Here is a 26,006-nt window from a genome sequence, read left to right on the forward strand (position 1 = left end):
TGTTCGCTAGAACACGAACACCGAACACACGGAGGTGGACGGCCAGCGGACCGGCCCGGTTTCGGATAGAAGAGGCGGATGAGCGCCGAGCTGTGGAGCGACGTCGACCGCTACATCACCGACGTCCTGGTCGGATCCGACGCCGTCCTGGACGCCGCCCTGGCGGCGAGCAGGGAGGCCGGCCTCCCGCCGATCAACGTGGCCCCCAACCAGGGAAAGCTGCTCCACCTGCTGGCCCGGATCCAGGGGGCGCGCAGCATCCTCGAGGTCGGGACCCTGGGGGGCTACAGCACCATCTGGCTCGGCCGCGCCCTGCCGGCGGGCGGCCGCCTGGTGACCCTGGAGCTGGAGTCGCGCCACGCCGAGGTGGCCCGGGCCAGCGTCGAGCGGGCCGGGCTGGCCGACGTGGTGACGATCCGGGTCGGCCGGGCCCTCGACAGCCTGGAGGCGCTCGAGGCCGAGGGCGCCGGGCCCTTCGACCTGGTCTTCATCGACGCCGACAAGCCGAGCAACCCCGACTACTTCCGGTGGGCCCTCCGTCTGACCCGGCCTGGGAGCGTCATCATCGTCGACAACGTCATCCGCAACGGCGCCGTGGTCGACCCCGACAGCACCGACCCCGCCATCCGGGGGACGCGCGAGCTCAACGAGGTGATGGCGGCGGAGCGCCGGGTGAGCGTCACCGAGGTGCAGACCGTGGGCAGCAAGGGATACGACGGTTTTGCCCTGGCCCTGGTCCTGCCCGAGGGGGCGGCGGCGGGCCAGTAGCGCCGGATCCGCCGGGCCACCGAGAAGAGCAGGAACAGGTCCGCCAGCGCCAGCAGGACGAGCAGCCAGGGGAAGAAGGTCAGCGTCAGGGCGGGGTCGGACACCGTCGCCGCCGGCCCGGTGGCGGGGGTCGCCACCACGGACGCCCGGGCCAGCACCGAGCCGAAGCGGGGGGGATGGTCCCAGGTGGCGGTCAGGCGGACCTGCTGGCCGGGCAGGAGGTAGGCGGTCCGGGGGCTCATCGGGGCCGACACCAGCAGGGACGAGCCGCCCCGCTGCAGGAGCACCCGGCCCTGGTAGCGGAAGCGCTCGGTGCCGCTGTTGCGCAGCACCGCCGACAGCAGGACGTGGGACCCGCTGGTGTGGCTGACGAGCGGGCCGAGACGGACACCCAGCACGGTGGCGCCCGGGACCCGCACCGCCACCTCGAGCGCCTCCCGGGTCTGCACGGCGATGCCCGCGCCGGCGCCGCCGCCCGGGACCGCGCCCGTGCGGGGCGTGTTCTGGGCCACGACGGCTCCGCCGTAGTCCCCGGGCGGGGTCGCCTCCGGCACCTCCACCGAGAACGGGACGGCGGCCTCGGCCAACGGCGCCACCGTGACCGAGGGCGCCACTCGGATCCAGGCCCCGACGCCGTGCATGGTCCGGCCCAGCTGGGCCACCGTGAAGCCGCCGCTGCTGCCCAGGGGGATCAGGTCGGCCCCGAACAGGGCCAGCCTCAAGGGCTGCCGGGTCAGGTTGGACACGACGAGGGTCCCGGTCGCTTCCTGCCCCGGGGCCAGGCGGTAGGAGAAGTGGCCGGAACCCGCGGCCGGCGCCGGGGCGGGATGCACGGCGAACACCGCGCTGGCCGCCACGGCCACCGCGCTCACGCTCGGCACGGCGTCAGCCGACGATCGTGTACTGCAGGGTGCAGGTGTAGACGTTGTTTATGGGCACGAAGCCGGTGCTCGACAGGTTGAGGTTCACGGCGGGCGTGACCGCCCAGGTGCCGTCGTTGTCGAGGCCGCTGGCCGGCGGGCTGGCGCTGGCGTAGGCCGTGGTGGCCGCCACCGGTACCGGGCTGCCGAAGGTCGGACCGGCCAGGGAGCCTCCCGGCGCCGCCGCCCCGAAGCTCGAGGTCCCCCCGCCGCTGGCGGTGACCTCGGTGGCCGAGAGCGGCACGGTGGCGGCCACGGGCCCGGACGGGGTCACGTAGGTCAGCGCCGTCGCCGGGATGGTGGCGTTGGCGGTCTGCAGCCCCGCCGGCAGCCCGCTGGTCGGAAGGAAGCAGTCCGACGCCGCCACCGACGCGCTCCAGTCGACGCTGTCGTCGAGGGTGTCGGTGATCAGGACCGAGCCCAGGCCGACCGGCACGCTGCTCGACGGGGTGATGCTCCCGATGCTCACGGGTGAGGCGGCGATCGACAGCTGGGCGCTGGGGGTGAAGCTCACCGTCTGGGTGCTGCCCGTACCGCTGGTGGCACCCGCCGGCCCCGCCAACAGCAGCAGCGCCACCGGCACCGCCACCGCGGCCCCAGCCGCCGTCTTCCTCCCGCCGACCCGCCGGATCCGTCCGCTTGCGCCGATCCTGTGCCTCGTCATGGGCCGCTCCTTGTGTTGCGCTCGACGCGCCTGAGGATGGAGTTGGCAGGGGATCGACCCGGGAAGGGACCACCTGTAGTCCCGCGGACGGGTCATTTTCGTCAATGATCCGTTCGGGCCATCAACCCGTAGTCCGGCCGCGGGCGGGAATGGGTGCGGATGGCTCCGGCCCCCTGCAATACCCTCCACCCGTGGTGATCCCCGACCGCATCGCCCCGTTGGTGAGCGAGACCGCCGAGCTGGCGGAGCGTTTCGCCGCGGCCGGGCACCGCCTCTATCTGGTCGGCGGCGTGGTCCGCGACGCCATCGTCGACCGACTGGCGCCCGAACACGACCTCGACCTCACGACCGACGCCGTCCCCGACCGGGTGGAGGAGATCCTCGAGGGGTGGGCGGACAGCACCTGGGTCCAGGGGAAGCGCTTCGGCACCATCGGGGCCCGGCGGGGGAGCCGGACCTTCGAGATCACCACCCACCGGGCCGAGGCGTACGTGCCCGATTCCCGCAAGCCCGAAGTGGCCTTCTCGACGTCGATCGAGGCCGACCTGTCGCGGCGCGACTTCACCGTCAACGCCATGGCGCTGCGGCTGGGGCCCGACGGCGGCGCCCCGCCGGAGCTGGTCGACCCCTTCGACGGGCTGGCCGACCTGGCGGCCCGCCGGCTGCGGACCCCGCTGGCGCCGACGGAGTCATTCGGGGACGACCCGCTGCGGATGATGCGCGCCGCCCGGTTCATCTCGGGCTACGGGCTGGTGCCCGAGCGCGCCCTGGTGGAGGCCGTGGTGGACATGCGCGCCCGGCTGGAGATCGTCTCGGCCGAGCGGATCCGGGACGAGCTCGACAAGCTGATGGTCGTCGAGCGTCCCTCCGACGGTCTCTGGTTCCTCGTCAAGACCGGGCTGGCCGAGGAGTTCCTGCCCGAGCTGCCCGCCCTGGGCCTCGAGCAGGACCCGATCCACCGGCACAAGGACGTCCTGGCCCACACCATCGCCGTGATCGAGAAGACCCGCTCCGACCGCCTGCTGCGGTTGTCGGCGCTGTTCCACGACGTGGGAAAGCCGAAGACCCGGTCGTTCGGTCCCGGGGGGGTGTCGTTCCACCACCACGAGGTCGTGGGGGCGCGGATGACGCGCGACCGGATGCGGGCCCTGCGCTACCCGGGCGAGGACGTCGAGACGGTGGCCACGCTGGTCGAGCTCCACCTGCGTTTCCACACCTACCGGCTGGGCTGGACCGACCGGGCCGTGCGCCGGTACGTGCGCGACGCCGGTCCGCTGCTCGAGCGCCTGAACGAGCTGACCCGCGCCGACTGCACGACGCGCAACGAGGCCAAGGCGCGCGCCCTGGCACGTCGCATGGACGAGCTGGAGCGCCGTACCGCGGAGCTGCGGGCGCAGGAGGAGCTCGACTCCATCCGTCCCGACCTCGACGGGCGCCAGGTGATGGAGCTCCTCGGACTGCCGCCCGGTCCCGTCGTGGGACGGGCGCTCGGCTTCCTGCTCGAGGCGCGCCTCGACGAGGGCCCCCTCGGTGAGGAGGAGGCCACCCGGCGGCTGCTCTCGTGGTGGGAGGAGTCCGGGCGCGACGAACGCGCCTAACCTCTGACAGCCGGGCGCGCCATCGGGAAACTGCTGTCTCTTCGGGGGTCGACGCATGTCGAGCGAGCGCCATTCGGTCGTGGTCGAGCGACGGGGCACCGCCCACCGGGCGTGCTGCACGTGCGGGTGGTCGGGCCACTCGTGGAACGAGCTGCGCCCGGCCGAGGCCGACGCCTGGCACCACGTCCACGGCGACGAGCGCATCGTCGACGTCCGCCCCGGCCCGGCGCCGCCGACGACGAGTGGCTGGAGCTGCACACCGCCCGGCGGCTGCTCGACGCCGCCCTCGGCCGGGCCGACTCCGACTACGCCGGACTGGGGTCGTAGGTCGGGGGTCGGAGGGCGCCCGACCATCGGCCGGTTCGTCGCCTCGGGCCCGATTTGATCCTCAAGCGCGGGGCCCCGGGGGACGAGGGAATTGCATGGCCCAGGTCCGAGCCCAGTGCACGAGGTGCGAGGTCATCGAGGTCCCCTGCCCGGCCGTCACCGTGGTGCGGCGGGCGTGGGAGTCGGAGGCCGAGTACCACCTCGCCTGCCCCCACTGCGGTGGGGTCGTGCGGGGCCTGCTCCGGCCGACGACAGCCATGCAGCTGGTCGCCGAGGGGGCCCGGCTTCTCGAGGTCGACGACGCCGCCGGCCGGCCGTTGACCGTCGAGGAGATCGAGGACTTCGCCGCCGCCCTGTGGGAGCCCGGCGCCCTCGAGCGCGAGCTGGCCAGCCTCTCCAACTAGGCGGCGTCCCCGCCGGGGGTCAGCCGATGGGGCCGGGGCGGCCCAGCAGGAAGCCCTGGGCGGCGTCGATGCCCATCCGGCGCACCACGTCCAGGTCCTCGGCCCGCTCGACGCCCTCCGCCACCGTCCGCCGCCCCAGGGCGTGGGCCAGCTCGGCGGTGAAGCGGATGATCTCCCGGTCCGGGAGGCGCTCGGCGGCCTCGACCACGAAGCAGCGGTCGATCTTGATCTCGTCGAAGTGGAGCCGCTGGAGACGGGACAGCGACGAGTCACCGGTGCCGAAGTCGTCCAGGCTGATCCCCACCCCGAGGGCGGCCAGGGCCGCCATGGTGGTCCCGGCCAGCTCGAGCTGGATCGGCCACCCTCTCTCGGTCAGCTCGAGGGTGAGGGCATCGGGGGCCAGGGCGTACTCGTCGAGCAGCTCGGCCACGGTCCCGACGATCCACTCCTCGGTCAGCGACTCGGGGAAGACGTTGACCGACACGCCCGCCGGCGAGCCCGCCGCCCGCCAGGCGGCGCAGTCCGACACCGCCCGCTCCAGCACCCATGCGGTCAGCCGCCCGCCCAGCCAGCTGTTCTCGGCCAGGGGCAGGAAGTCGTCGGGGCCGGTCAGGCCCAGGGTGGGGTGGTTCCAGCGGACCAGGGCCTCCATGCCCACGGCCAGCCCGGACGTGAGGTCGATGATCGGCTGGTAGTGGAGGACGAGCTGTTCCCCTTCGACGGCATGTAGAAGGTCGAAGCTCGTCCCCAGGTTGACCTTCTCCCGGGAACCCGTGGCCACCACCCCCAGCATCCGACCACCAATCTGAAGAAGAGAGTTCCGCTTAGGCAACTCTAACCTAAGGTGTCAATCGTCTAAACATCAAATTCGGACAAATTTCGCGAGGGGTCAGGGCGCCCGCCGGGGGTGGCGGAGATTCTGCACCGCCCGGCCCGCCGGATCGGTGATGGTCACCCGAGGCGGCTGACCGCCAGGCCGGCCGCCAGGAGCACGGCCGTCCAGGCCGAGAGCCGCAGGGCCTGCTCGAGCGGCGCCAGCAGCTCGGCCCGTCCCACCGCCTCGACCCGCCCGTCGGCGTGGACCAGGCGCACGTCGGCGCCCCGGACCCGCCGGCGCAGCGTCCGCGCCGGCGTGGACAGGACCCGTTGGGCCCCCGACCACATGGCGGCCCCGGCCGCGGCCAGCACCGCCCCGCCGGTCACGCTGTGGGACTGGGCGAAGGCCGCCGTCAGCACCGGGAACGCCCCCCACCCCAGGGAGAAGCCGGCCGCCCCGTGCACCAGCCCCCCCGCCAGCTCCAGGTCGTAGCCGACGACCAGCGCCGCCCCGACGGCCATGAACAGCACCAGCCAGCCTCCGACCCGGGTGACCCCGACGGCCCCGACGATCAGCGCCCCGGCCAGGCCCGCCCCCGCCACCGCCGCCAGGACCGGGGCCGGGATGGCGGTCCCGAGGGGCCGGCCCTGCAGCTCGTCGAGGGCGTGGGCGGCCACCCCCACGGCCAGGAAGAACGCGAGCAGGGTGGCGAGCAGGGTCGTGACCGACACCCGGGGCGCCAGGCAGGCGCCGATGACCACGAACGCAAGGTGCCACGCCGTGTACGGCGGGTGCAGCAGCGTCCACCAGTCGGCCACAGGTCCCCGCCGGGCGTAGTAGGCGGCGGGCTCAGCCACCCCTCCGCCCCCACATCACCAGCCCGCCCCCGAGGCTCATCAGCTCGACGTGGACGTCGGTGATCCCCGCCGCCTCCCACATGGCCACGTGGGCGGTGAGGGGGTGGCGGCGGTAGTGGCCGGAGATGTTCGGCCCGAGGAACCGGCCAACCGCGAACCACGCCGGGCCCCCGGTGAGCAGGCCGGCGAGGGGGAGGACGACCCGGGTGTACAGCCACCACCAACCCCGCCAGAACGGGTTCGGGGGGACGTGGAACTCCAGGTTCGAGATGACCCCGCCCGGGCGCACCACCCGGGCCAGCTCGGCCACGGCCGCGGCGGGGTCGTCGACGTAGCGGAGCAGGTAGGTGAAGGTGAGGGCGTCGAAGCTGCGGTCGGGGAAGGGGAGCGCCTCGCCCCGGGTGCGGACGAGCGAGATGCGACCGGCCAGGCCCGCGGCGCCGATCCGGCGGGCGCCCCCGGCCAGCATGTCGGTGCTGAGGTCGGCGCCGACGACCCGGGCCCCCAGGCGCTCGGCCTCCTGGATGGCGACGCCCGCGGTGCCCGTGGCCACGTCGAGGACGATCGGTGCGCCGGTGCCCCGGCCCGAGCCCGATCCCGCCGCGATGGCGTCCACCATCCGCCGGCGCCACCGGCGGTTCTGGCCGAACGACAGCAGCTCGGCCAGCAGGTCGTAGCGGGCGGGCAGCCCGCGGAACAGCCTCTGGGAGAAGGAGTTGAGGCCGGACCCGGCCGTCAGTTTCCCTCTTTGCGGGCGCGCACGATCAGGGTGCGCGGGACGAAACGGAAGGCGTCGCGCCAGTGCTGGCTGCGGGGGCCCCCGGGCAGCGGCTCGGGCTCGAGCATGACGTCGACCCGGTAGCTGGCGCGGACCAGGCCGGTGTAGATGTCCTCGAACGTGTGGTGGTAGTCGGTGAAGGCCACCCCGCCCCACTGGTAGTCGATGGTGGAGCGGTCGAAGTAGGACCGCCGGACCAGGAGCGGCTCGGCGGCGTCGTCGTCGATCATCGAGTAGGCGGGATGCGGCAGGCTGAACACCAGCGGGGCCCCGACCCGCAGCACCCGGTGCACCTGGCGGAACACCCGGTTGAGGTCCTCGACGTAGCCGAAGGCGTAGGCGGAGAACGCCAGGTCGACGGAGTCGGCGCGCAGGAACGCCAGGTCGGCCAGGTCCCCCTGGCGCAGCTCCACGCGCACGTCCTCGCGCTCGACCAGACGGCGGGCGAAGCCCAGCTGCTCCGCCGAGAAGTCCACCCCGATGGCGGTGGCCCCCTGCTTGGCGAAGGCGATCGAGCACTGCGCCCCCCCGCATCCCAGCTCGAGGACCCGCTTGCCCTTCAGGTCCCCGAGCAGGCGCAGCGAGCTCTCGTCGGGGATGTCGGGGCCGTAGTGGGCGACGTCCGTGGAGAGCTGGGCCCCGGCCTGGTAGGCCGTGGTGTGGCGGTCCCAGGCGGCGGCATTGTCGGTGGGCACGCCCTCATCATGTCGTACCCTTTTCCCATGAGGCGAGGCCGCAAATAGGCATGGGCCGGATCGAGAGAGGCTTCCGCCTGGCCGGGGCCAGCTGGCAGGTGCTGCGGTCGGACAAGGCCCTGATGGTCCTGCCCGTGGTGTCGGTGCTGGCGATCGTGGTCTTCTCGGCCGCGGTGCTGAGCCCGGCGCTGGTCAACGGGGTGTCCCACACCAGCAGGCCCGCCCTCTATCTGCTGTTGGCGCTGGTGTACTTCGTGTCGACGTTCGTGGCGACGTTCTCCAACGCCGCCATCGTGGCCGCCGCCACCGACCGGCTCCGGGGCGGCCCGGGCTCGGTGAGCCAGGGACTGCGGACGGCGTGGACGCGGGTGGACAAACTGCTGGCGTGGTCGGCGCTGTCGGCCTCGGTCGGCCTGGTGCTGCGGGCCCTGGAGGAGCGGGGCGGGATCTTCGGCGCCATCGTCGGGCGGCTGATCGGGGCGGCGTGGAGCGTGGTGACGTTCTTCGTGGTGCCGGTGATGATCTACGAGCCCGTCGGTCCCATCGACGCCGTGAAGCGGTCGGGCTCGCTGTTCCGCCAGCGATGGGGGGAGCAGCTGGTCGGCAACGGGTCGATCTCGATAGCCATGATCGTGGTCGGGATCCCCGTCGTGGTCCTGTGCGCCGTGCTCGGCGCCGTGGCCCCGGCCCTGGCGATCGTGGTGGCCGTCCTCGGCTTCGGCACCCTGCTGGCCGCCGGCGCCGCCCTGAGCGGGATCTTCAACGCCGCCCTCTACCGGTTCGCGGTGTCCGGCGAGGTCAGCGCCCCGTTCTTCTCCCAGGACTTCGAGCAGGCCTTCCGCCCCCGCCGGAGCCGCGGCGGGGGGTTGTTCGGGGGTGGCGGACTGGGTGGATTCGGGGCGCCCGGTGGGTTCTCAGGTAAGGGTTTCGGCCACGGGGACTACGAGCCGCCGGCCATCTGAGCGAACTCCTCCACCATCAGGCGGGCGGCCTCGTCCCGGTACTGCACCGGCGGGGACTTCATGAAGTAGGCGGACGGGCCCAGCAGCGGGCCGCCGATGCCCCGGTCGAGGGCCACCTTGGCGCAGCGCACGGCGTCGATGATCACGCCGGCGGAGTTCGGTGAGTCCCAGACCTCGAGCTTGAGCTCGATGTTGAGCGGGACGTCGCCGAAGTTGCGGCCCTCCACCCGGATGTAGGCCCACTTGCGGTCCTCCAGCCAGGGCACGTGGTCGGACGGGCCGATGTGCACCGAGTCCGACGAGATGCCCCGCTCGATCTGGCTGGTGACCGACTGGGTCTTGGAGATCTTCTTGGACTCCAGCCGCTCGCGCTCGAGCATGTTCTTGAAGTCCATGTTGCCGCCCACGTTGAGCTGGTAGGTGCGGTCGAGGACCATGCCGCGGTCCTCGAGCAGGCGGGCCAGCAGGCGGTGGACGATGGTGGCGCCGACCTGGGACTTGATGTCGTCCCCGATGATCGGCACGCCGGCGTTGCTGAAGCGGGCCGCCCACTCGGGATCGGACGCGATGAACACCGGGATGGCGTTCACGAAGGCGACCTTGGCGTCGAGGGCGGCCTGGGCGTAGTGGCGCTGGGCCGCCTCGGAGCCGACCGGCAGGTAGGAGACGAGCACGTCGGCCCCGGTCTCCTTCAGCACCTGGGCCACGTCGACCGGGGCGGCGGGGGACTCCTCGACCGTCTGGCGGTAGTACTTGCCGAGCCCGTCGAAGGTCGGGCCCCGCTGCACGGTCACGCCGAGCTCGTCCACGGCGGCGAAGCGGATCGTGTTGTTCTGCCCGCAGGAGATGGCCTTCGACAGGTCGAGGCCCACCTTGCTGGCGTCTACGTCGAAGGCGGCCACGAACTCCACGTCCCCGACGTGGTAGCCCCCGAGGGTCACGTGCATGAGGCCGGGCACCGCCTCGGTCGGATCGGCGTCCCGGTAGTAGGTCACGCCCTGGACCAGCGAGCTGGCGCAGTTGCCCACCCCGGCTATTGCCACCCGGATCTTGCTCATCGCTCCGCTCCCATCTGCTCGGTTACGTCCTGCTCGTGCTCCCCGGACCGCTCGGCCTCGATCAGCCGGTCGATCCACGAGATGTCCCGCTCGGTGGCCTCGGTGCTGTGCTCGGCGATCGAGCGGGCGTAGCGGTCCCACCGCTCCCTCCCGGCCCGGACCGCGGCCTGGGCCCGCACCAGCCGCTCGGCCAGGTGGGCCCGCCGGCGCTCCAGCATCCCGAGCCGCTCGTCGGCCGCCAGGTGCCGGGCGAAGGCCAGGCGCAGGTTGAACGCCCGGTCGTCGTCGGGGCCGTCGGCCTCGGCCAGCAGGCGGGAGAACAGCGCCTCCCCGTCCGGGGTGATCCGGTACACCTTGCGGCCCCGGGAATCCCGCCCTGAAGAGCGGCGGGCCCGGAAGGCGGCCAGCTCCCCGGCCAGCGACCCGGCGCTCGGCACCCCCACGGGCGAAGGTGCCGCTCCCTCCACCACCTCCACCGCCCCCGAACGGGCCAGGCGCCGGAGGGCGGGGTACAGCGACCCGAACGACACCCGGGACAGGGGCCCCAGGGTCTCGGTCAGGCGCTTCTTGAGCTCGTAGCCGTGCAGCTCCTGATCCTTGAGCAACCCGAGGATGGCCAGTTCGAGCACGAAATGCACATTAGCACGGCCGATATATCGAGTCGATATATCGGAAGTCTCTTAACCTCCCCGGGACGGCTCAGATCCGCTCCAGGGCGCCCCCGTCGAAGATCGGGGCCATCCCGTGGGCGGCCACGTCGGCGTCCAGGTCGGCCGGGCCCGGCGCTCCGGCACCCGGTGCCCCGGATGCGGCGGCGAGGGTCGGCCCCAGCAGGCGGAGGTCGCTGGAGGTGTTGAGGAACAGCCCGGGCCGGGCCAGCACGAAGCGGACGGCCCGGTCGAGGGCGTCCCCGGGCGGGAGGGCGTCGTACCAGCTGAACCGGGGCCCGTCGTGGTCGGGGTCCCAGCGCCTCCGGGCCACCGCCTTGATGGTCTGCACCGCCACGTCCCGCTCGGCGCAGACGGCCAGGAGCGCCTCCACGTCGCGCCGGTAGTCCTCGTCCCGGAGCAGGACGTGGCTGTAGGGGAGGAGCACCGAGGCGAAGTCGAAGCGCTCGAGCGAGCGCAGGTGCATGCGGGCTATGCGCAGGCCGTGCCCGGTCACCCCGATGAACCGGCACAGCCCCTCGTCCCGGGCCCGGGCCAGGGCCCCGACGGCGCCGCCGGGCCCGTGGGCCGTCTCCCATTCGTCCTCCTCGACCAGGTTGTGGAGCTGGATGAGGTCGACGTGGTCCACGCCCAGGCGCTGCAGCGACCTCTCCAGCCCGGCCCGGGCGCCGTCCCCCCGGCGCTCGTGGGTCTTGGTGTTGAGGAAGAACTCGGCGCGCCGGCGGGCCAGCCACGGGGCCAGGCGCAGCTCGGAGTCCCCGTAGTCGGCGGCGGTGTCGAGGTGGTTGACGCCGTGCTCGAGGAGGAGAGGCAGGGCGGTGTCGGCCTTCTCCTGGGTCACCCGTGACAGGGCCGCCGCGCCGAAGATCACCCGGCTGGAGCTGTGGCCGGTCCCCCCGAAGGGCGCGCGCTCGATGTGTTCTGGCATAGCGGGACGGTAGCCTCGCGGCCCTGATGCGGCTCCTGCCTCAGTCCCTCATGGGCTCGATGCCGGCCCCGGCGGGCCAGGTCGACTTCCGCCTGGCGCGCAACGCGGTGCTGTCCGAGTTCAGGAAGGGCCGGCTGGGCCGCAACGAGGTGTGCGACGCCCACCCCGAGCTCATCCGGGCCGCCCGCAGCATCGGGGAGCCGACCCAGGAGTGCTGCCCGATCTGCGAGAAGCGCGAGGTGGTGCTGGTGAGCTACGTCTTCGGCCCCGGGCTGCCCCCGTCGGGCCAGACCGTGGCGACCGACGCCGAGCTGCGCCGCCTGGCGCGCCGGGGACGGGATCTCGCCTGCTACGTCGTGGAGGTCTGCCCCGAGTGCGCCTGGAACCACCTGGCGCGCACCTTCCCCGTCGGCCGCCTCGCCCGGTCCTGAAGCGGCGCGGACCGCGCCGGGGGGCAAGGAGGCCTTCCTGGTTCTGGCGCTACCGGCGGCTGCTGTTCCTCCTCGGCTTCCTGTTCGTGACGGCGCTGGCGGGCTTCGCCTACCTGCTGCTGCTGGCCCCGCTGCCCCCGCCGACGGTGCAGGGCCAGACCACGTTCATCACCGACGCCTCGGGCAACCGCCTGGCCACCATCGACAACGGGCAGAACCGGATCCCCGTGAGCCTCAAGAAGGTTCCGCCGGTCGTCGTGCGGGCCATCCTCGACACCGAGGACCACGCCTACTACCAGCACGGGGCCCTCGACCCCATCGGCATCCTGCGCGCCGCCTGGTCCGACGCGAAGGGCGGGTCGCTGCAGGGCGGCTCGACCATCGCCCAGCAGTACGTGAAGCAGGTCTACGTCGGCACCCAGCGCACCTTCCTCCGCAAGCTGCGGGAAGCGGCCGCCGCCGTGCGGCTGGAGCGCCAGCTCAGCAAGGACCAGATCCTCGAGCGCTACCTCAACACCATCTACTTCGGGCGGGGCGCCTACGGGATCGAGGCCGCCTCCGAGGTGTACTTCGGCAAGGACGTGTCGAAGCTGGGCCTGCGGGAGGGCGCCTACCTGGCCGGGCTGATCCGCTCGCCGGTCACCGCCGACGCCACGACCGCCCCGGCCACCGCCGACCGCCGGCGGAACATCACCCTCGACGAGATGGTCCGCTACCACGACATCACGACCGCCCGCCGGGCCCAGGTCGAGGCCCAGCCCGTCGCCTCCTACGTGATCAACCCGAAGCAGGAGGCCCCCCAGGTCGTCGACACGCAGGTCGGGACCCAGTATTTCGTCGACTACGTGCGCCGGGTCCTGATCCAGCGCTTCGGCCTGGCCACGGTCGAGGCCGGGGGCCTCCGCGTGAAGACGACGCTCGACCTGCACAGACAGCAGCAGGCCTACGACGCCGTGTACGGCTACCTGAGGCCGTCCGACCCCGCCGGCGCCCTGGTCTCGGTCGACCAGAACGGCAACGTGGTGGCCATGGTCGGGGGCAGGGACTACTCGCAGTCGCAGGTGAACCTGGCCACCGGGACGGCCGGAGGTGGATCCGGGCGGCAGGCCGGTTCGACGTTCAAGCTGTTTGCCCTGGCGACGGCCGTGCACGAGGGGTACTCGCTGGACTCGGCGTTCCCGGCTCCGGCCCGGCTGGTGCTGGCGAAGGCCGACAACGGCAAGGACTACGTGGTGAACAACTTCCAGGGGGAGTCGTTCCCCAACCGGATCAACCTGATCCAGGCCACCGCGGAGTCGGTCAACACCGTGTACGTCCAGCTCGAGGAGCAGCTCGGGGTCGACCGCCTGGCCACCACGGCCCACGAGCTCGGCGTCCAGTCCCCCCTGCCGACCGGGCCGTCCTTCGTCCTCGGGGCGGCCGACGTCTCGGTGCTGGAGATGGCCGGCGCCTACTCGGCGGTCGCCGACGGCGGCGTGCGGGTGACCCCCCGGGTGATCGAGCAGGTGACGACGTCGGACGGTCGCGTCCTGTGGGACGACGAGCCGGCCCGCTCCCGGGTCCTGTCGTCGTCGGACGTGGCCCAGATCGACTACGCCCTGCGCCAGGTCGTGCAGCACGGGACCGGGACGGGGGCCCAGGTGCCGGGCCACGAGGTGGCGGGCAAGACGGGAACGACCAACAACTACAACGACGCCTGGTTCATCGGCTACACCCCGACCCTCACGACGGCGGTGTGGATGGGCTACGCCGCCGGGGACTCGCACCAGATGCTGAACGTGCGGGGCGGCCCGGTGTCCGGCGGCACCCTGCCGGCCACGATCTTCAACCGGTTCATGTCCCAGGCCCTGGCCGGGACCGACTCGGGCACCTTCCCGTCCGTCTCCAGCTTCGGGGGCAAGCTGCTGACCGGGTCGTCGGCGTATTACAACCCGACCACGACGACGGCCGGGGGCTCGTCCGGGGCCACGCTGTCGTCGACCACGTCCACCACGGCCGGGCCGGGCGGCACCCCTGGCTCGTCGACGACCACGTCGTCGACCAGCTCCACCTCCACGTCCTCCACCACGTCCACGACCCGGCCCCCCGAGACGACCACCACCCGGCCGGCCACGACGACCACCACCCGGGCCCCGCCGGTGCCGGGTCCCGGCCCCTAGTCGCGGTCGACGACCTCGTGGGGGTAGAGCGAGCGGCAGGAGAAGCACCACAGCTCGTCCTGGTCGACCGTGGTCCGGGAGCCGGGGGTGTCCCACGCCTCGGGCACCAGGTAGATGCGCCTGACGACGACCAGCTCGTCGTCCTCCCCGCCGCAGTTCTCGCAGACCCGGTCCATTTCGTCGACCCGACGCTATCGGGCCGGCCGGCCGACCCAACCGGGGCAGGGCCGGGGCCGGCGGGTGTGGAACTAGACTGCCTGCAACCGCCGGCAGCCGTGGGGCGCTGGACGGGGAGGAGGTAACGGCTCATGGGCAAGCCGCTGACCGTGCCCGCGATCCGCGCCCACAAGCGCGGGCCGGGGCAGGACCCGCTCGTGATGGTGACGGCGTACGACGCCCCCACCGCGCGGATAGCCGACGAGGCCGAGGTCGACCTGATCCTGGTCGGGGACTCGGTCGCCAACGTGGTGCTGGGCTACGAGGACACCCTGCAGGTGACGGTGGCCGACATGGCCCATCACGTCGGGGCGGTGGCCCGGGCCCGGCCCCGGCCGCTCATCGTCGGTGACATGCCGTGGCTCAGCTACCACCGGGGTCCGGAGGACGCGGTGGCCAACGCCGCCGTCCTGGTCCGGGCGGGGGCGGGGGCGGTCAAGCTCGAGGGGGGCGCCAAGCGCGTCCCGGTGGTCGAGGCCCTGGTCGACGCCGAGATTCCGGTGATGGGTCATCTCGGGCTGACGCCGCAGTCGGTGCACGCCATGGGCGGCTACCGGGTGCAGGGCCGGGACATGGCCGCCGCCGAGCAGATGCTGAGGGATGCAGAGACGCTGGTGGAGGCGGGGATCTTCGCCCTGGTGCTGGAGGGGGTGCCCGACGTGCTGGCGGCCCGGGTGACCGCCGCGGTCGAGGTGCCGACAATCGGCATCGGCGCCGGGCCGGCGTGCGACGGCCAGGTGCTGGTGATCCACGACCTGCTCGGCCTCGAGGACCGGGTCACCCCGAAGTTCGTGCGCCGGTACGCCTCGTTGAAGGCCGACGCGGTGGCGGCGGTGGCGGCGTTCGCGTCCGACGTCCGCGCCGGCGCCTTCCCGAGCTCGGAGGAGAGCTACCACGTGCCCGGCGAGTCCCTCGACCCGTACGGGCGCGGGGCGGCGGCCAGCGCCTGAGGACGGCCGGCCCCGGCGAGGCCGGGGAGCTCGCGGCGAGGCGCGGAGCTTGCGCCGCGGCGGGGCTCGAGGCGAGGCCCCTGCCCCCCGGTCTGGTTTCACATAGTCCGATTTCGTCGTTGTGCATGATTATGCAGCGGTCCAAATTCGGACCATGTGAAACGGCGGAGGTAGGGGAGGTCTCCCCCCGCCGTAACCTCGCCCGCCGTGAACCCGTTCCTCGATCCGCCGGCGTGGGTCGGGGATCCGGCCCACCGCTTTCTCACGCGGGTCGGGAGCGAGCCGTGGCTGCGCCGGCTGCGGTCGGGCGTGTGGACGTTGCTCGTCCTGGCCTGCCTGGCCTTTCTGGTCGCGGGGGCTGACCGCCCCGCCGATCCCCACCTCACCAACCAGGTCCTGCCCGGGTTCAGCCCCCCGACGACGGCGGTGTCACACCCGTAGTCCAGGATGGGCCCCGTGGTAGGGTTGCCGACTTCAATCGAGCCCTGCCCCGGCTACGGGGCCCCGGTCGCCGACGACGGGTCCACAGGGAGGAGTGCCAATGCGGCCCTATGAGGTCGTGATCATCTTTGACGCCGGCCTTGAGGAAGAGGTCATCGGATCTGTCCTCGACCGCGCCGCCGAAACCATCCGCACCCACGGGGGGACCGTCGGCCGTGTGGATCGATGGGGACGGCGCCGCTTCGCCTACGAGCTGGCTCACCGCCAGGAGGGCTATTACGTCCTCCTCGAGATGACCAGCTCGCCCGAGGCGGTGGCCGAGCTGGACCGGGTCCTCTCACTCGCTGACGAGGTGCTCCGTCACAAGACCATCCGCGTCCCCGACGCCGCCGCCGGCCGATCCAAGTCGGCGCCGACGGGGGCCGCGCCGGTCGAGGCGGGCACCGCCCAAGCTTGAACTGAACGGGAGCGGAGAGAGAAGAATGTCCAACGGAAACAGCGTCACTCTGGTCGGCAACATCACGCGGGACCCGGAGCTGCGATTCACGCCGAGCGGTCAGGCCACGGCCTCGTTCGGCCTGGCGGTCAACAGAAGGTGGCAGAACCGCCAGACCCAGGAGTGGGAGGAGGCCACGTCCTTCTTCGACGTGGTGTGCTGGAGGGAGCAGGCGGAGAACGCCAGCGAGAGCCTGGCCCGCGGCTCGCGGGTGATCGTGACCGGGCGCCTGGAGCAGCGCAGCTGGGAGACGCCCGACGGCGACAAGCGCTCCAAGGTCGAGGTCGTCGCCGACGAGATCGGCCCCAGCCTGCGCTGGGCCACGGCATCCATCACCAAGAACGAGCGCCGGGGCCCGGACGGCGGTGGGGGAGCCTCCCGTGCCGCCGCGCCGGTCGGTGCCGGTGCCGGCGGTGGCGGTGGCGGCAACGACTTCGACGAGGAGCCGTTCTAGAGCATGCCCAGGAACAGCGACCGCGACCGTGATCGCAAGCGGGGAACCAAGGACACCGGCCGGCGCACCAAGAAGAAGGTCTGCATCTTCTGCAAGGAGCACCTCGGCTGGGTCGACTACAAGGACGTCAACCTGCTGCGGCGGTTCATGAGCGACCGCGGGAAGATCCGCGCCCGGCGGGTGTCGGGTAACTGCGCCCAGCACCAGCGGGACGTGGCCGTGGCCATCAAGACGGCGCGGGAGCTGGCCCTGCTTCCCTACACCCAGCGGACGGTCAGCGAGCGGGGTGGGCCCCGCGGCCGCCGCCGCCGGGACGACGAGGGCCCGGAGCGGGAGGCCCCCCGGCCGCCCGCCGACGCCGAGGCCCCGGATCTGGAAGACGTCGGTACGGCGGAGACCGACGAGGAGGCCGAGGGGTCCGGGAACGGATCGGTCGCGGCGGGTGTGTCGGCCGGCGGCTCCGAGGACGCGGAGGCCTAGATGCGGGTGGTGCTCCGGGCCGACGTGGACGGCGTCGGGAAGAAGGGGGACGTGGTCGAGGTGGCGGACGGTTTCGCCCGGAACTTCCTGCTCCCGCAGGGCCGGGCCTTCCGTGCCACCGACGGCGTCCTGACCCAGGCGGCGGCCATGCGCCGGGGCCGGGATCTGAAGGACGCCAAGGACCGGGCCTCGGCGGAGACCGTGGCCCGGGAGCTGGTGGCCAAGGTCATCCGCATCACCGCCAAGGCGGGCACCGAGGGCCGGCTGTTCGGGTCGGTCACCGCCGCCGACGTGGCCGAGGCGGTGGCGGCCCAGGCCGGCGTGAGCCTCGACCGGCGCCGTGTGGAGCTGCCCGAGCCGATCAAGACCCTCGGGTCCCACGACGTCGGCGTGAAGCTGCATTCGGAGGTCGAGTTCCGCATCACCGTCGAGGTGGTGTCCGCTTAGAGGTCCTGGCGGAGCAGGGACGTCGGGGGGCGCCTTCGGGCGCCCTCCGCTGCGTCACAAGGTGTGGGCATGATGGGGAACATGCGTTCGCCCGAGAAGTTGCCCCCAGGCCGGGGCCGGTCACCCACAGGAAATCCCGAGGGAAGGGCGCGAAGAGCCTCTATCGATCCCCAGGCCCGCCGGCGAAAGATGTGCGCCAGATGGTCCGATCGATAGAAGACGCCCGACGCCAGCAGCGGGCCGGTGGTGGCGGGGGCGGACGGACCCCTCCCCACGACCTGCAGGCCGAGGAGTCCCTCCTCGGCGCCATGCTGCTGTCCCGGGACGCGGTGTCGGTGGCGCTCGAGCAGTGCGACACCGCCGACTTCTACAAGCCGGCCCACGGCCACGTGTTCGACGCCATCGGCTCCCTCTACACGCGGGGCGAGCCGGTCGACCCGGTCACCGTGGCCGACGAGCTGCGCCGGGCCGGCCTGCTCGAGCTGATCGGCGGCCCCGAGGTCCTGATCCGCCTCCAGGCCTCGACACCGGCCACCTCGAACGCCGGGCGCTACGCCCGCATCGTCAACGACCACGCCCTGCTCCGCCGGCTGATCGGCGTGGCCACCGACATCGCCGACATGGGCTACGAGGTGCCCGAGAACGTCGACCAGGCGATCGACCGGGCGGAGTCGATGGTCTTCGACGTGGGCCAGCGGCGGGTGGCGGAGACGTTGGCGCCGATCCGGGATCTCCTGTCCGAGTCCCTCGATCGGCTCGAGGCCCTCTACGACCGGGGGGAGGCCATCACCGGGGTCCCCACCGGCTACTCGGACATCGACGAGCAGCTCTCGGGCCTGCAGCCCTCGAACCTGGTGATCGTCGGGGGGAGACCTGCGTGCGGCAAGACGGCATTCGCGCTGGGGATCGTGGCGCACGCCGCCATGGACGCCCGCGAGCCGGTCCTGTTCTTCTCGCTCGAGATGAGCCATCTCGAGATCACCCAGCGCCTGCTCTGCGCCGAGGCCAAGGTCGACTCCAGCCGGATGCGCAACGGGAAGCTGCACGACTCGGACTGGTCGAAGATCAGCCACGCCATCGGCCGGCTCGGAGAGGCGCCGATCTACATCGACGACAACCCCAACCTCACCGTGATGGACATCCGGGCCAAGGCGCGCCGCCTCAAGAGCCGGGAAGGTCTCAGCCTGGTGGTCGTCGACTACCTGCAGCTGATGACCGGTCGCTCCCGGGCCGAGAACCGCCAGGTCGAGGTGTCGGAGATCAGCCGCGGCCTCAAGATCCTGGCCCGCGAGCTCGAGGTCCCGGTGATCGCCCTCTCGCAGCTCTCCCGGAACCTGGAGCAGCGGGCCGACAAGCGGCCCATGCTCGCCGACCTCCGCGAGTCGGGTTGCATGCCGGCGGGCACGCGCCTCTTCCGTGCCGACGACGGGACCTCGGTCACGCTCGGTGAGCTGATCCTCACCCAGGAGCAGCCGTTGGTCTGGTCACTCGACGACCGCTGGCGTCTGGTCCCGCGCCGAGTGACCAAGGTGTTTCCCTCCGGCATCCGACCTGTGTTCCGCCTGCGTTTGGCGTCGGGTGCCGAGGTGACCGCCACCGACAACCACCCGTTCCGCAAGGTGGACGGCTGGGTGCCTCTGGCCGACCTCCAAGCCGGAGATCACATCGCGGTGCCGCGCCGCCTTCCCGAGCCGGCGAATCCCGTGCCGGCTTGGTCGGACAACGAGTTGATCCTTCTGGCGCACCTGTTGGGGGATGGGTCGATCGGTCCACAGGGCGTCAAGTACGCAACGGCCGACCCCGCCAACAAGGAAGTAGTCGAGCGAGCCGGCCGCGAGCTGTTCGGCATAGAAGTGGGAGGGAAGAAGCAGCGGAACACGTGGCTTCTCTGGTTCCCGTCCCCGTACCGACTGACCCACCACGTACGCCATCCGATCCGGAACTGGCTCGAGCCGCTCGGTCTATGGGGCAGCCGCTCGCACAACAAGTTCATCCCCAATGAAGTCATGGGCCAGCCATCAGAGCGACTTGCTCTGTTCCTCTCGCACCTTTGGGCCACCGACGGGTCCATCACCGTTTCGCGTAATGCCCGGGGATCCCTGGTACGGATCTACTACGCAACCTCCAGCCGACGACTTGCCGACGATGTTCGCGCCGCCCTGCTCAGGCTCGACATCCGATCGCGGATTACACCTGCCCGCAAAGCGGGCTACCGGGACAATTGGCACGTTACCGTTACGGCCAAGGACAATCAGGCCCGGTTCCTGAGCATCGTCGGTTGCCACGGTGCGCGTGGCGAGATCATCCCGACCGCACTCGAGATCGTCCGCGGACTCAAGGGGAATCCGAATGTCGATCTCGTGCCGTTATCCGATCTCGCCGCTTCCGATGTGTTCTGGGACGAGGTAGTCGAGATAACTCCGCTTGGTCAGCAACCGACCTATGACGCAACGGTTGACGACACGCACAACTTCATTGCTGATGGCGTCATCGCCCATAATTCGTTGGAGCAGGATGCGGACGTCGTGATGTTCCTCTATAGAGACGAGGTGTACAACGCCGAGTCGGCGGACCGCGGCACGGCGGAGATCATCGTCGCCAAGCACCGCAATGGTCCGACGGGCACGGCTCGTCTCGCCTTCCTCGATCACTACGCGCGCTTCGCCAACATGGCGCGCTCCGTCTAGTAGGCCGAGCGCCACTTCCAGGCCAGCGGCAGGGCGCTGAGGCCGCGGATGGTGAAGCTGTTGCGCCGGGGGGCGGGTCCGGCCAGTGAGAGCCCGGCGGCGGTGCCGCCGCCCAGGCGCTGCACGATGGCCGGCAGCGCCAGACGTGCCTCCATCCGCGCCAGCGGGGAGCCGAGGCAGAAGTGGGCGCCGCTGCTGAACGCCAGGTGCGGGTTGGGATGGCGGGCGAGGTCGAGCCGGTCGGCGTCGCGGAACACCGCCCCGTCGCGGTTGGCGGCGGCCAGCAGGAGGATCACGATGCGCCGGGCAGGAATGACCCGACCGCCCACCTCCAGGTCCTCGAGCGTGATCCGCTCGGTCATCTGGATCGGGCCGTCGTAGCGGAGGAGCTCCTCGACGGCGCGGGCGGGATCGGCCACGAGCGCCTCGGACTGCTCGGGACTGCTCATGAGGGCCAGCAGGCCGTTGCCGATGAGGTTGGCCGTCGTCTCGTGGCCGGCGATCAACAGCAGGATCACCGTGGACAGCAGCTCGTCGTGGGTCAGGCGGTCTCCGTGCTCCTCGGCGGCCATCAGGGCGCTCAGCAGGTCCGGGCCCGGTGACCGCCGGCGGGACTCGATGAGGCTCTCGAGGTACTCGGTCAACTCGGCGCAGGCGTGATCGGCGGCCGCCATGTCCTCGGCGTCCCGCATCGGGCTCGGATCGAGGCGTCCGGCCACCGCCGGAGCGTGGCGCACGATGATGTCCTGGCCTTCGGGGGGGACGCCGAGCATCTCGCAGATGACCCGGGCCGGGAGCGGATAGGCCAGTTCGCTCATCAGCTCGATCCGGCCGCGTGGCGCGATGCGGTCGAGCGTCTCGTCCACGAGCTCGGCCACCCGCGGCTCCAGGGCGCTCACGGCCTTCGGCGTGAAGGCTTTGCTCACGAGCGACCGGATGCGGCTGTGGTCGGGCGGGTCGAGGAACAGCAGCATCCGCTCCATCAGCGCCCACGACGCTCCGTTGCCGTGCTGCTCCGGCCTGACCCGCATCAGCAGCTTCACCGCGGGACGGTTCATCAGCCACTGCTCGTCGGCCTTGCGCTCGACGCTGCTCAGTCCGGGGTTGCGCAGGCACGCCGAGACGTCGGCGTGGCGGCTGAGGAGCCACAGCCCGAAGGGACTCTCGTGCACCGGATCCAGATGGCGCAGGGTCGAGTACAGGCGGTGCGGTCGGGCGCGCACCTGTGGTGAGGCCAGGAACCCGACCACGCCCGCTGTCACCGCTCCCCGGCGCAACGCCGGCACGACCAGCCCCCCAGCTGCAGCCACGTCTGAAGTATCAGCCCGGCGAGAAGCGAAAGCAACGGAGACCGGCTGTGGCGTCGGTCACCCCGATGTCACGGAGCCGGGGTCAGTCGAACACCCACCGCCTCATGGCGCTGCCGGGCAGCAGGCGCCCGAAGCGGAGGTCGGGGAAGTGCGATGCCGCCATCGGCACGTCGCTGCCCTCGAACTCCCGGGCCAGCGCCACCCGGGTGCGCCGGGCCAGCTCCTTGTCGACGTCGGAGATCATCTCCCAGTCGTCCTCGAGCAGCTCGGCCGGGCAGTGCACCACGTCTCCGAGCAACAGGGCCCGCTCGTCCCCCGACGAGACGGTGACGACCGTGCTCCCCGGCGTGTGCCCCGGCGCGGTGCGGACGTCGATGCCGGGCAGGAGCGTGACATCTCCCGTCCAGGTCTCGGTCCGCTCCTTCACGGCCGGCAACAGCTCGATGGCGCGCCGGCCACCCATCAGGTTCACGCCCATCGAGTCGTCGTACGGGTCGGCCCCGAGGAAGAAGTCCCAGTCGGCCTCGTGACACCGGTAGGTCGCGTTCGGGAAGAGGGGCTTCTCCCCGTCCGACGCCCAACCGATGTGGTCGAAGTGGAGATGGGTGAGCACCACGTCGGTGATGTCCGCCGGCGCCACCCCCAGCGCGCCCAGGTTCTGCATGAACGTCCCGCCGCGCTCCCGCTCGCCGTAGGGGCCGAGACCGGCGTCGACGAGGACGGTCCGCCGGCCGTCGCGGACGAGGAAGCCGCCCATCTCGAACACGACGCGGCCCTCCTCGTCGAGGAGGTCCCGGTGGGGAGCCCAGTCCTCCTCCGAGGGCCGGTTGAACAGGGCGGTCGGCGGCGCCCGCAGGCATCCGTCGGAGACCGCCTCGATGGTGATGCTCCCGACCTTGAGCACGGGCGCCCCTCCCTCAGTCGACGATCGGAGCCCGGTACCGGCTCCGCTTCAGCTCGAAGAACCCGTCCACCCCGGAGAGGATGACGACCCCGTCCCAGAGCCGTCCGGCGTCCTCGCCCCGCGGGATCGGGCTCACCACCGGACCGAAGGTGGCGTAGTCGCGATAGCGGATGATCGGGGTGCCGACCTCGTCGCCCACCAGATCGATGCCCTCGTGGTGCGAGCGCTTGATCTCCTCGTCGAGCTCCTCCGACGTCGCCGCCTCCGCCAGCGATTCGGGCAGGCCGACCTCGGCCAGCGCCTCCGCCAGCACGGAGGGCTCGCGCCGCTTCTCGATGTGGAACCGGCTGCCGATGGCGGTGTACATCGGCAGAAGGATGTCCGGCCCCTTCTCCCGGGCGGCGGCGGCGCAGACCCGGACCGGCGCCCACGCCTGCTCCATCCGCTTGCGGTACTCGTCGGTGAGCTCGCGGTCGGGCCGGAGATTGAGGTAGGCGAGCGACATCAGGCGCCAGTTGGCGTCGACGGGGCGGACCTTCTCCACCTCGAGCATCCAGCGGGACGTGATCCAGGCCCAGGGGCAGAGCGGGTCGAACCAGAAGTCGACGGCTTCACGATCGGTCATGCCGTGAGCTTCGCGCCGACTGCTTCCGGTGTGCCCGGCGGGACGGCGCGCCGCCGTCCGGGGCGCGTCCGAGGCCGGGGCCGGGACCATTAGCTTTGCCCGGATGCGGGTGACGATGATGCTGGCCGACAGCGCCCAGGTGGCCGAGGGGAAGCTCTACATCCTGGGCGGAGGGTGGAGCGTCACCGGTCCCGACCCCACCCCTTCGGCCATCGCCATGAAGCTGGAGATCGACTGGAACGAGGCCGACCAGGCCCACCACTGGGAGCTGTACCTGGAGGACGCCGACGGGCATCCGGTGCTCGTGCCCGGTCCCGAGGGCCCGCAGGCCATCGAGGTGCGGGGGGACTTCCAGGTGGGCCGGCCCCCGGGTCTCGCCCCCGGCAGCCCGATCGACCTCCCCCTGGCGGTGAACGTGGGGCCTCTGCCGCTCGAGCCGGGGACCCGCTACACCTGGCGGCTGGTCGTGGACGGCAACGGCGCCCCGGAGTGGGCCCTGTCGTTCACCACCCGGCCGCCGGCTGCCCCGCCGGAGTGACCGATCCGGGCGCTCAGGCCTCGAGGTGGGCCTTGAGCGCCTGGACGAAACTGGTATAGGTCGGCTCGAACAAGCTGACTCGTTGCCCCGATCGGGCGGGTCACCCTACGGCGTCGGGCCCGGGCCGCTGGCTCCCCGGGCGGCGGCCGGGCAGGATTGGCCCCGTGAAGATCCCGGATCAGAGGGGTCGGGTGGTGGCCATCACCGGCGCCAACTCCGGTATCGGCCGGGAGGCGGCCCGGGCCCTGGCGGGGGCGGGGGCCACGGTCGTGATGGCGGGGCGGGACCCGGCCCGGTTGGCGGCGGCGGTCAGCGACGTGCGCGTGACCACCCGCAACGACGACGTCCATCCCGTCGAGCTGGATCTGTCCTCGCTCGCCGCGGTCGACGACGCCGCCAAGCGGATCCTCGACGGGTGGGACCGGCTCGACGTCCTCGTGAACAACGCCGGGGTGGTCCTGTCCGGCCGGGAAGTGTCGGCGGACGGCTACGAGATGACCTTCGCCACCAACCACCTCGGCCACTTCCGGCTCACCGAGCTCCTCCTCGACCGGTTGAAGGCCAGCGCCCCCGCCCGGGTCGTCAACGTCGCCTCCACGGCCCATCAGGCGGCCCGGAGCATGAACTTCGACGACCTCCAGGCCGAGCGCTCCTACAGCGGGATGGGCGTCTACAACCGGAGCAAGCTGGCCAACATCCTGTTCACCAGGGAGCTGGCCGAGCGGACCAAGGGCACGGGAGTCAGCGCCTTTGCCGTGCACCCGGGGACGGTGCGGACGGGGTGGGGCCGCGGCGGGGACGTGAAGGGGCTGATGGACATCGGCCTCACGATCATCCGTCCCCTGTTCATCACCCCCCGGGCGGGGGCGGCATCGATGCTGCACGCCGCCACCGCGCCCGGGCTCGAGGACCGGTCGGGCGGGTACTTCAAGCGCGTCGTGATCGGGAACTACGGACCGGTCCGGGAGGGCCGGCCGTCGGGCCCGGCCCGGGACGGGGAAGCGGCGCGGCGGTTGTGGGAGGTAAGCGAGAACCTGGTGGGGAGCGCCCGTGGCTGAGTACGACGTGGTGGTGCGGGGCGGGACGGTCGTCGACGGCACCGGTTGCCCGTCGCGCACCGCCGACGTCGCGGTCAACGACGGCGTGGTGGTGGCCGTGGGCACCGCCGGGCAGGGCCGGGTGGACGGGCGCGGCACCAGGGAGATCGACGCCGACGGGTGCCTGGTGACGCCGGGCTTCGTCGACATCCACACCCATTACGACGGCCAGTCGACGTGGGACAGCAGCCTGGCCCCGTCGTCCTGGCACGGGGTGACGACGGTCGTGATGGGGAACTGCGGGGTGGGCTTCGCCCCCGTGCGCCCGTCGGACCACGACCGGCTGATCGAGCTGATGGAGGGCGTGGAGGACATACCCGGCGCCGCTCTCCACGAGGGGCTGTCGTGGGAGTGGCAGAGCTTCTCGCAGTACCTCGACGCCCTCGAGACCAGGCCCCACGACATCGACTTCGCCGCCCAGGTGCCGCACGGCGCCCTGCGCCTGCACGTGATGGGAGAGCGGGGGGCGCGGCGGGAGGAGGCCACCGAGGCCGACATCGCCGAGATGGGGCGCATCGCCGCCGACGCCATCCGGGCCGGGGCTCTCGGCTTCACGACGTCGCGCACGCTGAACCACCGGACCAGCCGGGGAGAGCCGACGCCCACGCTGACCGCCGCCGCGCCCGAGCTGGCCGGCATCGCCGAGTGCATCGGCCGCACCGGCCAGGGCGTGCTGCAGGTGGTGTCCGACTTCATCGACGTCGGAGCGGAGTTCGCCATCCTCCGGCAGATGGTCGTCGCATCAGGCCGGCCGTTGTCGGTGTCGGTGGCGCAGAGCCCGGTGAAGCCCGACAACTGGATCGACGTGTTGGAGGAGGTGTCCCGCATGAACGCCGAGGGACTCCCCACCCTCGGTCAGGTCGCAGCGCGAGCCGTGGGCGTGCTGCTCGGCCTCACGTGCACGCTCAACCCGTTCATGTTCAACCCGGTGTGGCGCGAGATCTCCGCCCTCGCTCCCGCCGAGCAGGCGCGGGTCATGGCCGATCCCGACTTCCGGACACGCGTGCTCGCCGCTCAGGCGGAGATGACGAGCAAGAAGGGATCGTCGGTCCTCGGCGGCCGGCTGGTCGAGAAGTACCAGCTGATGTACGAGCTCGGGGATCCGCCCGACTACGAGCCTCGTCCCGAGGACTCACTGGCGGCGCGAGCCGGGCGCGAGGGACGCGACGGCGCCGAGCTCGCCTACGACATATGCATGGCCGACGAGGGACGGTCGTTCATCTACCTGCCCTCGCTGAACTACGCCGCGGGAAACCTCGACGCCGTGGGCCAGATGCTGGCCCATCCCCACACCGTGCCCGGCCTCTCCGACGGCGGCGCCCACGCC

28 protein-coding genes and 1 pseudogene are annotated in these 26,006 nt (G+C 71.9%); 17 read left to right on the top strand and 12 right to left on the bottom strand.

Going from position 1 to position 26,006, the window contains the following annotated elements:
• Positions 1–78: 78 nt before the first annotated feature.
• Positions 79–768: an O-methyltransferase gene (locus VFW24_00415; protein ID HEX5265213.1), complete on the top strand. Its 690-nt coding sequence runs from the start codon at positions 79–81 to the stop codon at positions 766–768.
• A gap of 885 nt (positions 769–1,653) precedes the next feature.
• On the opposite strand, the gene VFW24_00420 is transcribed toward VFW24_00415, so the two are convergent.
• A complete protein-coding gene (locus tag VFW24_00420) occupies positions 1,654–2,352 on the bottom strand; it encodes a hypothetical protein (protein HEX5265214.1) in 699 nt (232 codons plus the stop codon).
• 191 nt (positions 2,353–2,543) lie between these two features.
• Between VFW24_00420 and VFW24_00425 the strand changes: the two genes are divergently transcribed.
• Genes VFW24_00425 through VFW24_00435 form a run of 3 tightly spaced genes read left to right on the top strand, consistent with a single transcriptional unit; the run spans position 2,544 to position 4,681 of the window.
• Entirely contained in the window at positions 2,544–3,950 is a 1,407-nt protein-coding gene (locus VFW24_00425; GenBank protein ID HEX5265215.1) for a CCA tRNA nucleotidyltransferase, read from the top strand.
• A 55-nt stretch (positions 3,951–4,005) separates the two neighbouring features.
• Positions 4,006–4,335, top strand: a complete 330-nt coding sequence (locus tag VFW24_00430) for a hypothetical protein (protein ID HEX5265216.1) — start codon at positions 4,006–4,008, stop codon at positions 4,333–4,335.
• Positions 4,336–4,372: 37 nt separating this feature from the next.
• Positions 4,373–4,681 (top strand): hypothetical protein, encoded by a 309-nt coding sequence (locus tag VFW24_00435; GenBank protein HEX5265217.1) that lies wholly within the window; start codon positions 4,373–4,375, stop codon positions 4,679–4,681.
• A 19-nt stretch (positions 4,682–4,700) separates the two neighbouring features.
• On the opposite strand, the gene VFW24_00440 is transcribed toward VFW24_00435, so the two are convergent.
• From VFW24_00440 to VFW24_00455, 4 genes are all read right to left on the bottom strand, one after another.
• Positions 4,701–5,474 carry an EAL domain-containing protein gene (locus tag VFW24_00440; GenBank protein ID HEX5265218.1) on the bottom strand — a complete coding sequence of 258 codons (774 nt, stop codon included), beginning with the start codon at positions 5,472–5,474 and terminating at the stop codon, positions 4,701–4,703.
• Positions 5,475–5,632: 158 nt separating this feature from the next.
• Positions 5,633–6,355, bottom strand: a complete 723-nt coding sequence (locus VFW24_00445; protein ID HEX5265219.1) for a hypothetical protein — start codon at positions 6,353–6,355, stop codon at positions 5,633–5,635.
• Positions 6,348–7,157, bottom strand: coding sequence for a class I SAM-dependent methyltransferase (locus VFW24_00450; protein HEX5265220.1), 810 nt, complete (start codon positions 7,155–7,157; stop codon positions 6,348–6,350). The genes VFW24_00445 and VFW24_00450 overlap by 8 nt, the downstream gene beginning before the upstream one ends.
• A complete protein-coding gene (locus VFW24_00455; GenBank protein HEX5265221.1) occupies positions 7,091–7,828 on the bottom strand; it encodes a class I SAM-dependent methyltransferase in 738 nt (245 codons plus the stop codon). The genes VFW24_00450 and VFW24_00455 overlap by 67 nt, the downstream gene beginning before the upstream one ends.
• A 50-nt stretch (positions 7,829–7,878) precedes the next feature.
• On the opposite strand from VFW24_00455, the gene VFW24_00460 reads away from it, so the two are divergent.
• A complete protein-coding gene (locus VFW24_00460) occupies positions 7,879–8,790 on the top strand; it encodes a DUF6159 family protein (GenBank protein ID HEX5265222.1) in 912 nt (303 codons plus the stop codon).
• Here VFW24_00460 and VFW24_00465 read toward each other — a convergent pair.
• From VFW24_00465 to VFW24_00475, 3 genes are all read right to left on the bottom strand, one after another.
• Positions 8,769–9,848, bottom strand: coding sequence for an inositol-3-phosphate synthase (locus tag VFW24_00465; protein HEX5265223.1), 1,080 nt, complete (start codon positions 9,846–9,848; stop codon positions 8,769–8,771). The genes VFW24_00460 and VFW24_00465 overlap by 22 nt on opposite strands.
• Entirely contained in the window at positions 9,845–10,477 is a 633-nt protein-coding gene (locus VFW24_00470; protein ID HEX5265224.1) for a PadR family transcriptional regulator, read from the bottom strand. Before VFW24_00470 ends, VFW24_00465 begins: the two co-directional genes overlap by 4 nt.
• 70 nt (positions 10,478–10,547) lie before the next feature.
• Positions 10,548–11,444: an aldo/keto reductase gene (locus tag VFW24_00475; protein HEX5265225.1), complete on the bottom strand. Its 897-nt coding sequence runs from the start codon at positions 11,442–11,444 to the stop codon at positions 10,548–10,550.
• A 26-nt stretch (positions 11,445–11,470) separates the two neighbouring features.
• On the opposite strand from VFW24_00475, the gene VFW24_00480 reads away from it, so the two are divergent.
• Positions 11,471–11,875: a DUF5318 family protein gene (locus VFW24_00480; GenBank protein HEX5265226.1), complete on the top strand. Its 405-nt coding sequence runs from the start codon at positions 11,471–11,473 to the stop codon at positions 11,873–11,875.
• 86 nt (positions 11,876–11,961) lie between these two features.
• Entirely contained in the window at positions 11,962–14,034 is a 2,073-nt protein-coding gene (locus VFW24_00485) for a transglycosylase domain-containing protein (GenBank protein ID HEX5265227.1), read from the top strand.
• Here VFW24_00485 and VFW24_00490 read toward each other — a convergent pair.
• Positions 14,031–14,210: a hypothetical protein gene (locus tag VFW24_00490; protein HEX5265228.1), complete on the bottom strand. Its 180-nt coding sequence runs from the start codon at positions 14,208–14,210 to the stop codon at positions 14,031–14,033. The two genes, VFW24_00485 and VFW24_00490, sit on opposite strands and share 4 nt — an antisense overlap.
• A gap of 132 nt (positions 14,211–14,342) precedes the next feature.
• Between VFW24_00490 and panB the strand changes: the two genes are divergently transcribed.
• The 7 genes and pseudogenes from panB to VFW24_00525 all read left to right on the top strand — a co-directional run bounded on the left by panB (position 14,343) and on the right by VFW24_00525 (position 20,205).
• Positions 14,343–15,200, top strand: coding sequence for a 3-methyl-2-oxobutanoate hydroxymethyltransferase (panB, locus tag VFW24_00495; GenBank protein HEX5265229.1), 858 nt, complete (start codon positions 14,343–14,345; stop codon positions 15,198–15,200).
• A gap of 207 nt (positions 15,201–15,407) precedes the next feature.
• Positions 15,408–15,641, top strand: a complete 234-nt coding sequence (locus VFW24_00500; protein HEX5265230.1) for a hypothetical protein — start codon at positions 15,408–15,410, stop codon at positions 15,639–15,641.
• A gap of 100 nt (positions 15,642–15,741) precedes the next feature.
• Positions 15,742–16,098 (top strand): 30S ribosomal protein S6, encoded by a 357-nt coding sequence (rpsF, locus tag VFW24_00505; protein HEX5265231.1) that lies wholly within the window; start codon positions 15,742–15,744, stop codon positions 16,096–16,098.
• A gap of 25 nt (positions 16,099–16,123) precedes the next feature.
• Positions 16,124–16,591, top strand: a complete 468-nt coding sequence (gene ssb / locus VFW24_00510; protein HEX5265232.1) for a single-stranded DNA-binding protein — start codon at positions 16,124–16,126, stop codon at positions 16,589–16,591.
• Between the two features lie 3 nt (positions 16,592–16,594).
• Positions 16,595–16,852 (top strand): annotated as a pseudogene (gene rpsR / locus VFW24_00515) (30S ribosomal protein S18).
• A 219-nt stretch (positions 16,853–17,071) separates the two neighbouring features.
• The gene (rplI, locus tag VFW24_00520; GenBank protein HEX5265233.1) at positions 17,072–17,518 is read left to right on the top strand and encodes a 50S ribosomal protein L9; all 447 of its coding nucleotides are present in this window, start codon (positions 17,072–17,074) and stop codon (positions 17,516–17,518) included.
• A gap of 200 nt (positions 17,519–17,718) precedes the next feature.
• Complete coding sequence (locus VFW24_00525) at positions 17,719–20,205, top strand: replicative DNA helicase (protein HEX5265234.1); 2,487 nt, start codon at positions 17,719–17,721, stop codon at positions 20,203–20,205.
• Here VFW24_00525 and VFW24_00530 read toward each other — a convergent pair.
• The 3 genes from VFW24_00530 to VFW24_00540 form a co-directional block, all read right to left on the bottom strand.
• A complete protein-coding gene (locus VFW24_00530; protein ID HEX5265235.1) occupies positions 20,202–21,515 on the bottom strand; it encodes a cytochrome P450 in 1,314 nt (437 codons plus the stop codon). The two genes, VFW24_00525 and VFW24_00530, sit on opposite strands and share 4 nt — an antisense overlap.
• An 82-nt stretch (positions 21,516–21,597) precedes the next feature.
• Positions 21,598–22,419 carry an MBL fold metallo-hydrolase gene (locus VFW24_00535; protein ID HEX5265236.1) on the bottom strand — a complete coding sequence of 274 codons (822 nt, stop codon included), beginning with the start codon at positions 22,417–22,419 and terminating at the stop codon, positions 21,598–21,600.
• A gap of 13 nt (positions 22,420–22,432) precedes the next feature.
• Positions 22,433–23,044 (bottom strand): disulfide bond formation protein DsbA, encoded by a 612-nt coding sequence (locus tag VFW24_00540; protein HEX5265237.1) that lies wholly within the window; start codon positions 23,042–23,044, stop codon positions 22,433–22,435.
• A 103-nt stretch (positions 23,045–23,147) separates the two neighbouring features.
• On the opposite strand from VFW24_00540, the gene VFW24_00545 reads away from it, so the two are divergent.
• From VFW24_00545 to VFW24_00555, 3 genes are all read left to right on the top strand, one after another.
• Positions 23,148–23,582, top strand: coding sequence for a hypothetical protein (locus VFW24_00545; protein HEX5265238.1), 435 nt, complete (start codon positions 23,148–23,150; stop codon positions 23,580–23,582).
• A 164-nt stretch (positions 23,583–23,746) separates the two neighbouring features.
• Positions 23,747–24,640 carry an SDR family oxidoreductase gene (locus VFW24_00550; GenBank protein HEX5265239.1) on the top strand — a complete coding sequence of 298 codons (894 nt, stop codon included), beginning with the start codon at positions 23,747–23,749 and terminating at the stop codon, positions 24,638–24,640.
• Positions 24,633–26,006: amidohydrolase family protein (locus VFW24_00555; GenBank protein ID HEX5265240.1), on the top strand; the 1,374-nt coding region annotated here is incomplete at its 3' end. The genes VFW24_00550 and VFW24_00555, both read left to right, overlap by 8 nt.

The sequence above is a fragment of the Acidimicrobiales bacterium genome (assembly GCA_036273495.1).
Classification (GTDB): Bacteria; Actinomycetota; Acidimicrobiia; order Acidimicrobiales; family JAJPHE01; genus DASSEU01.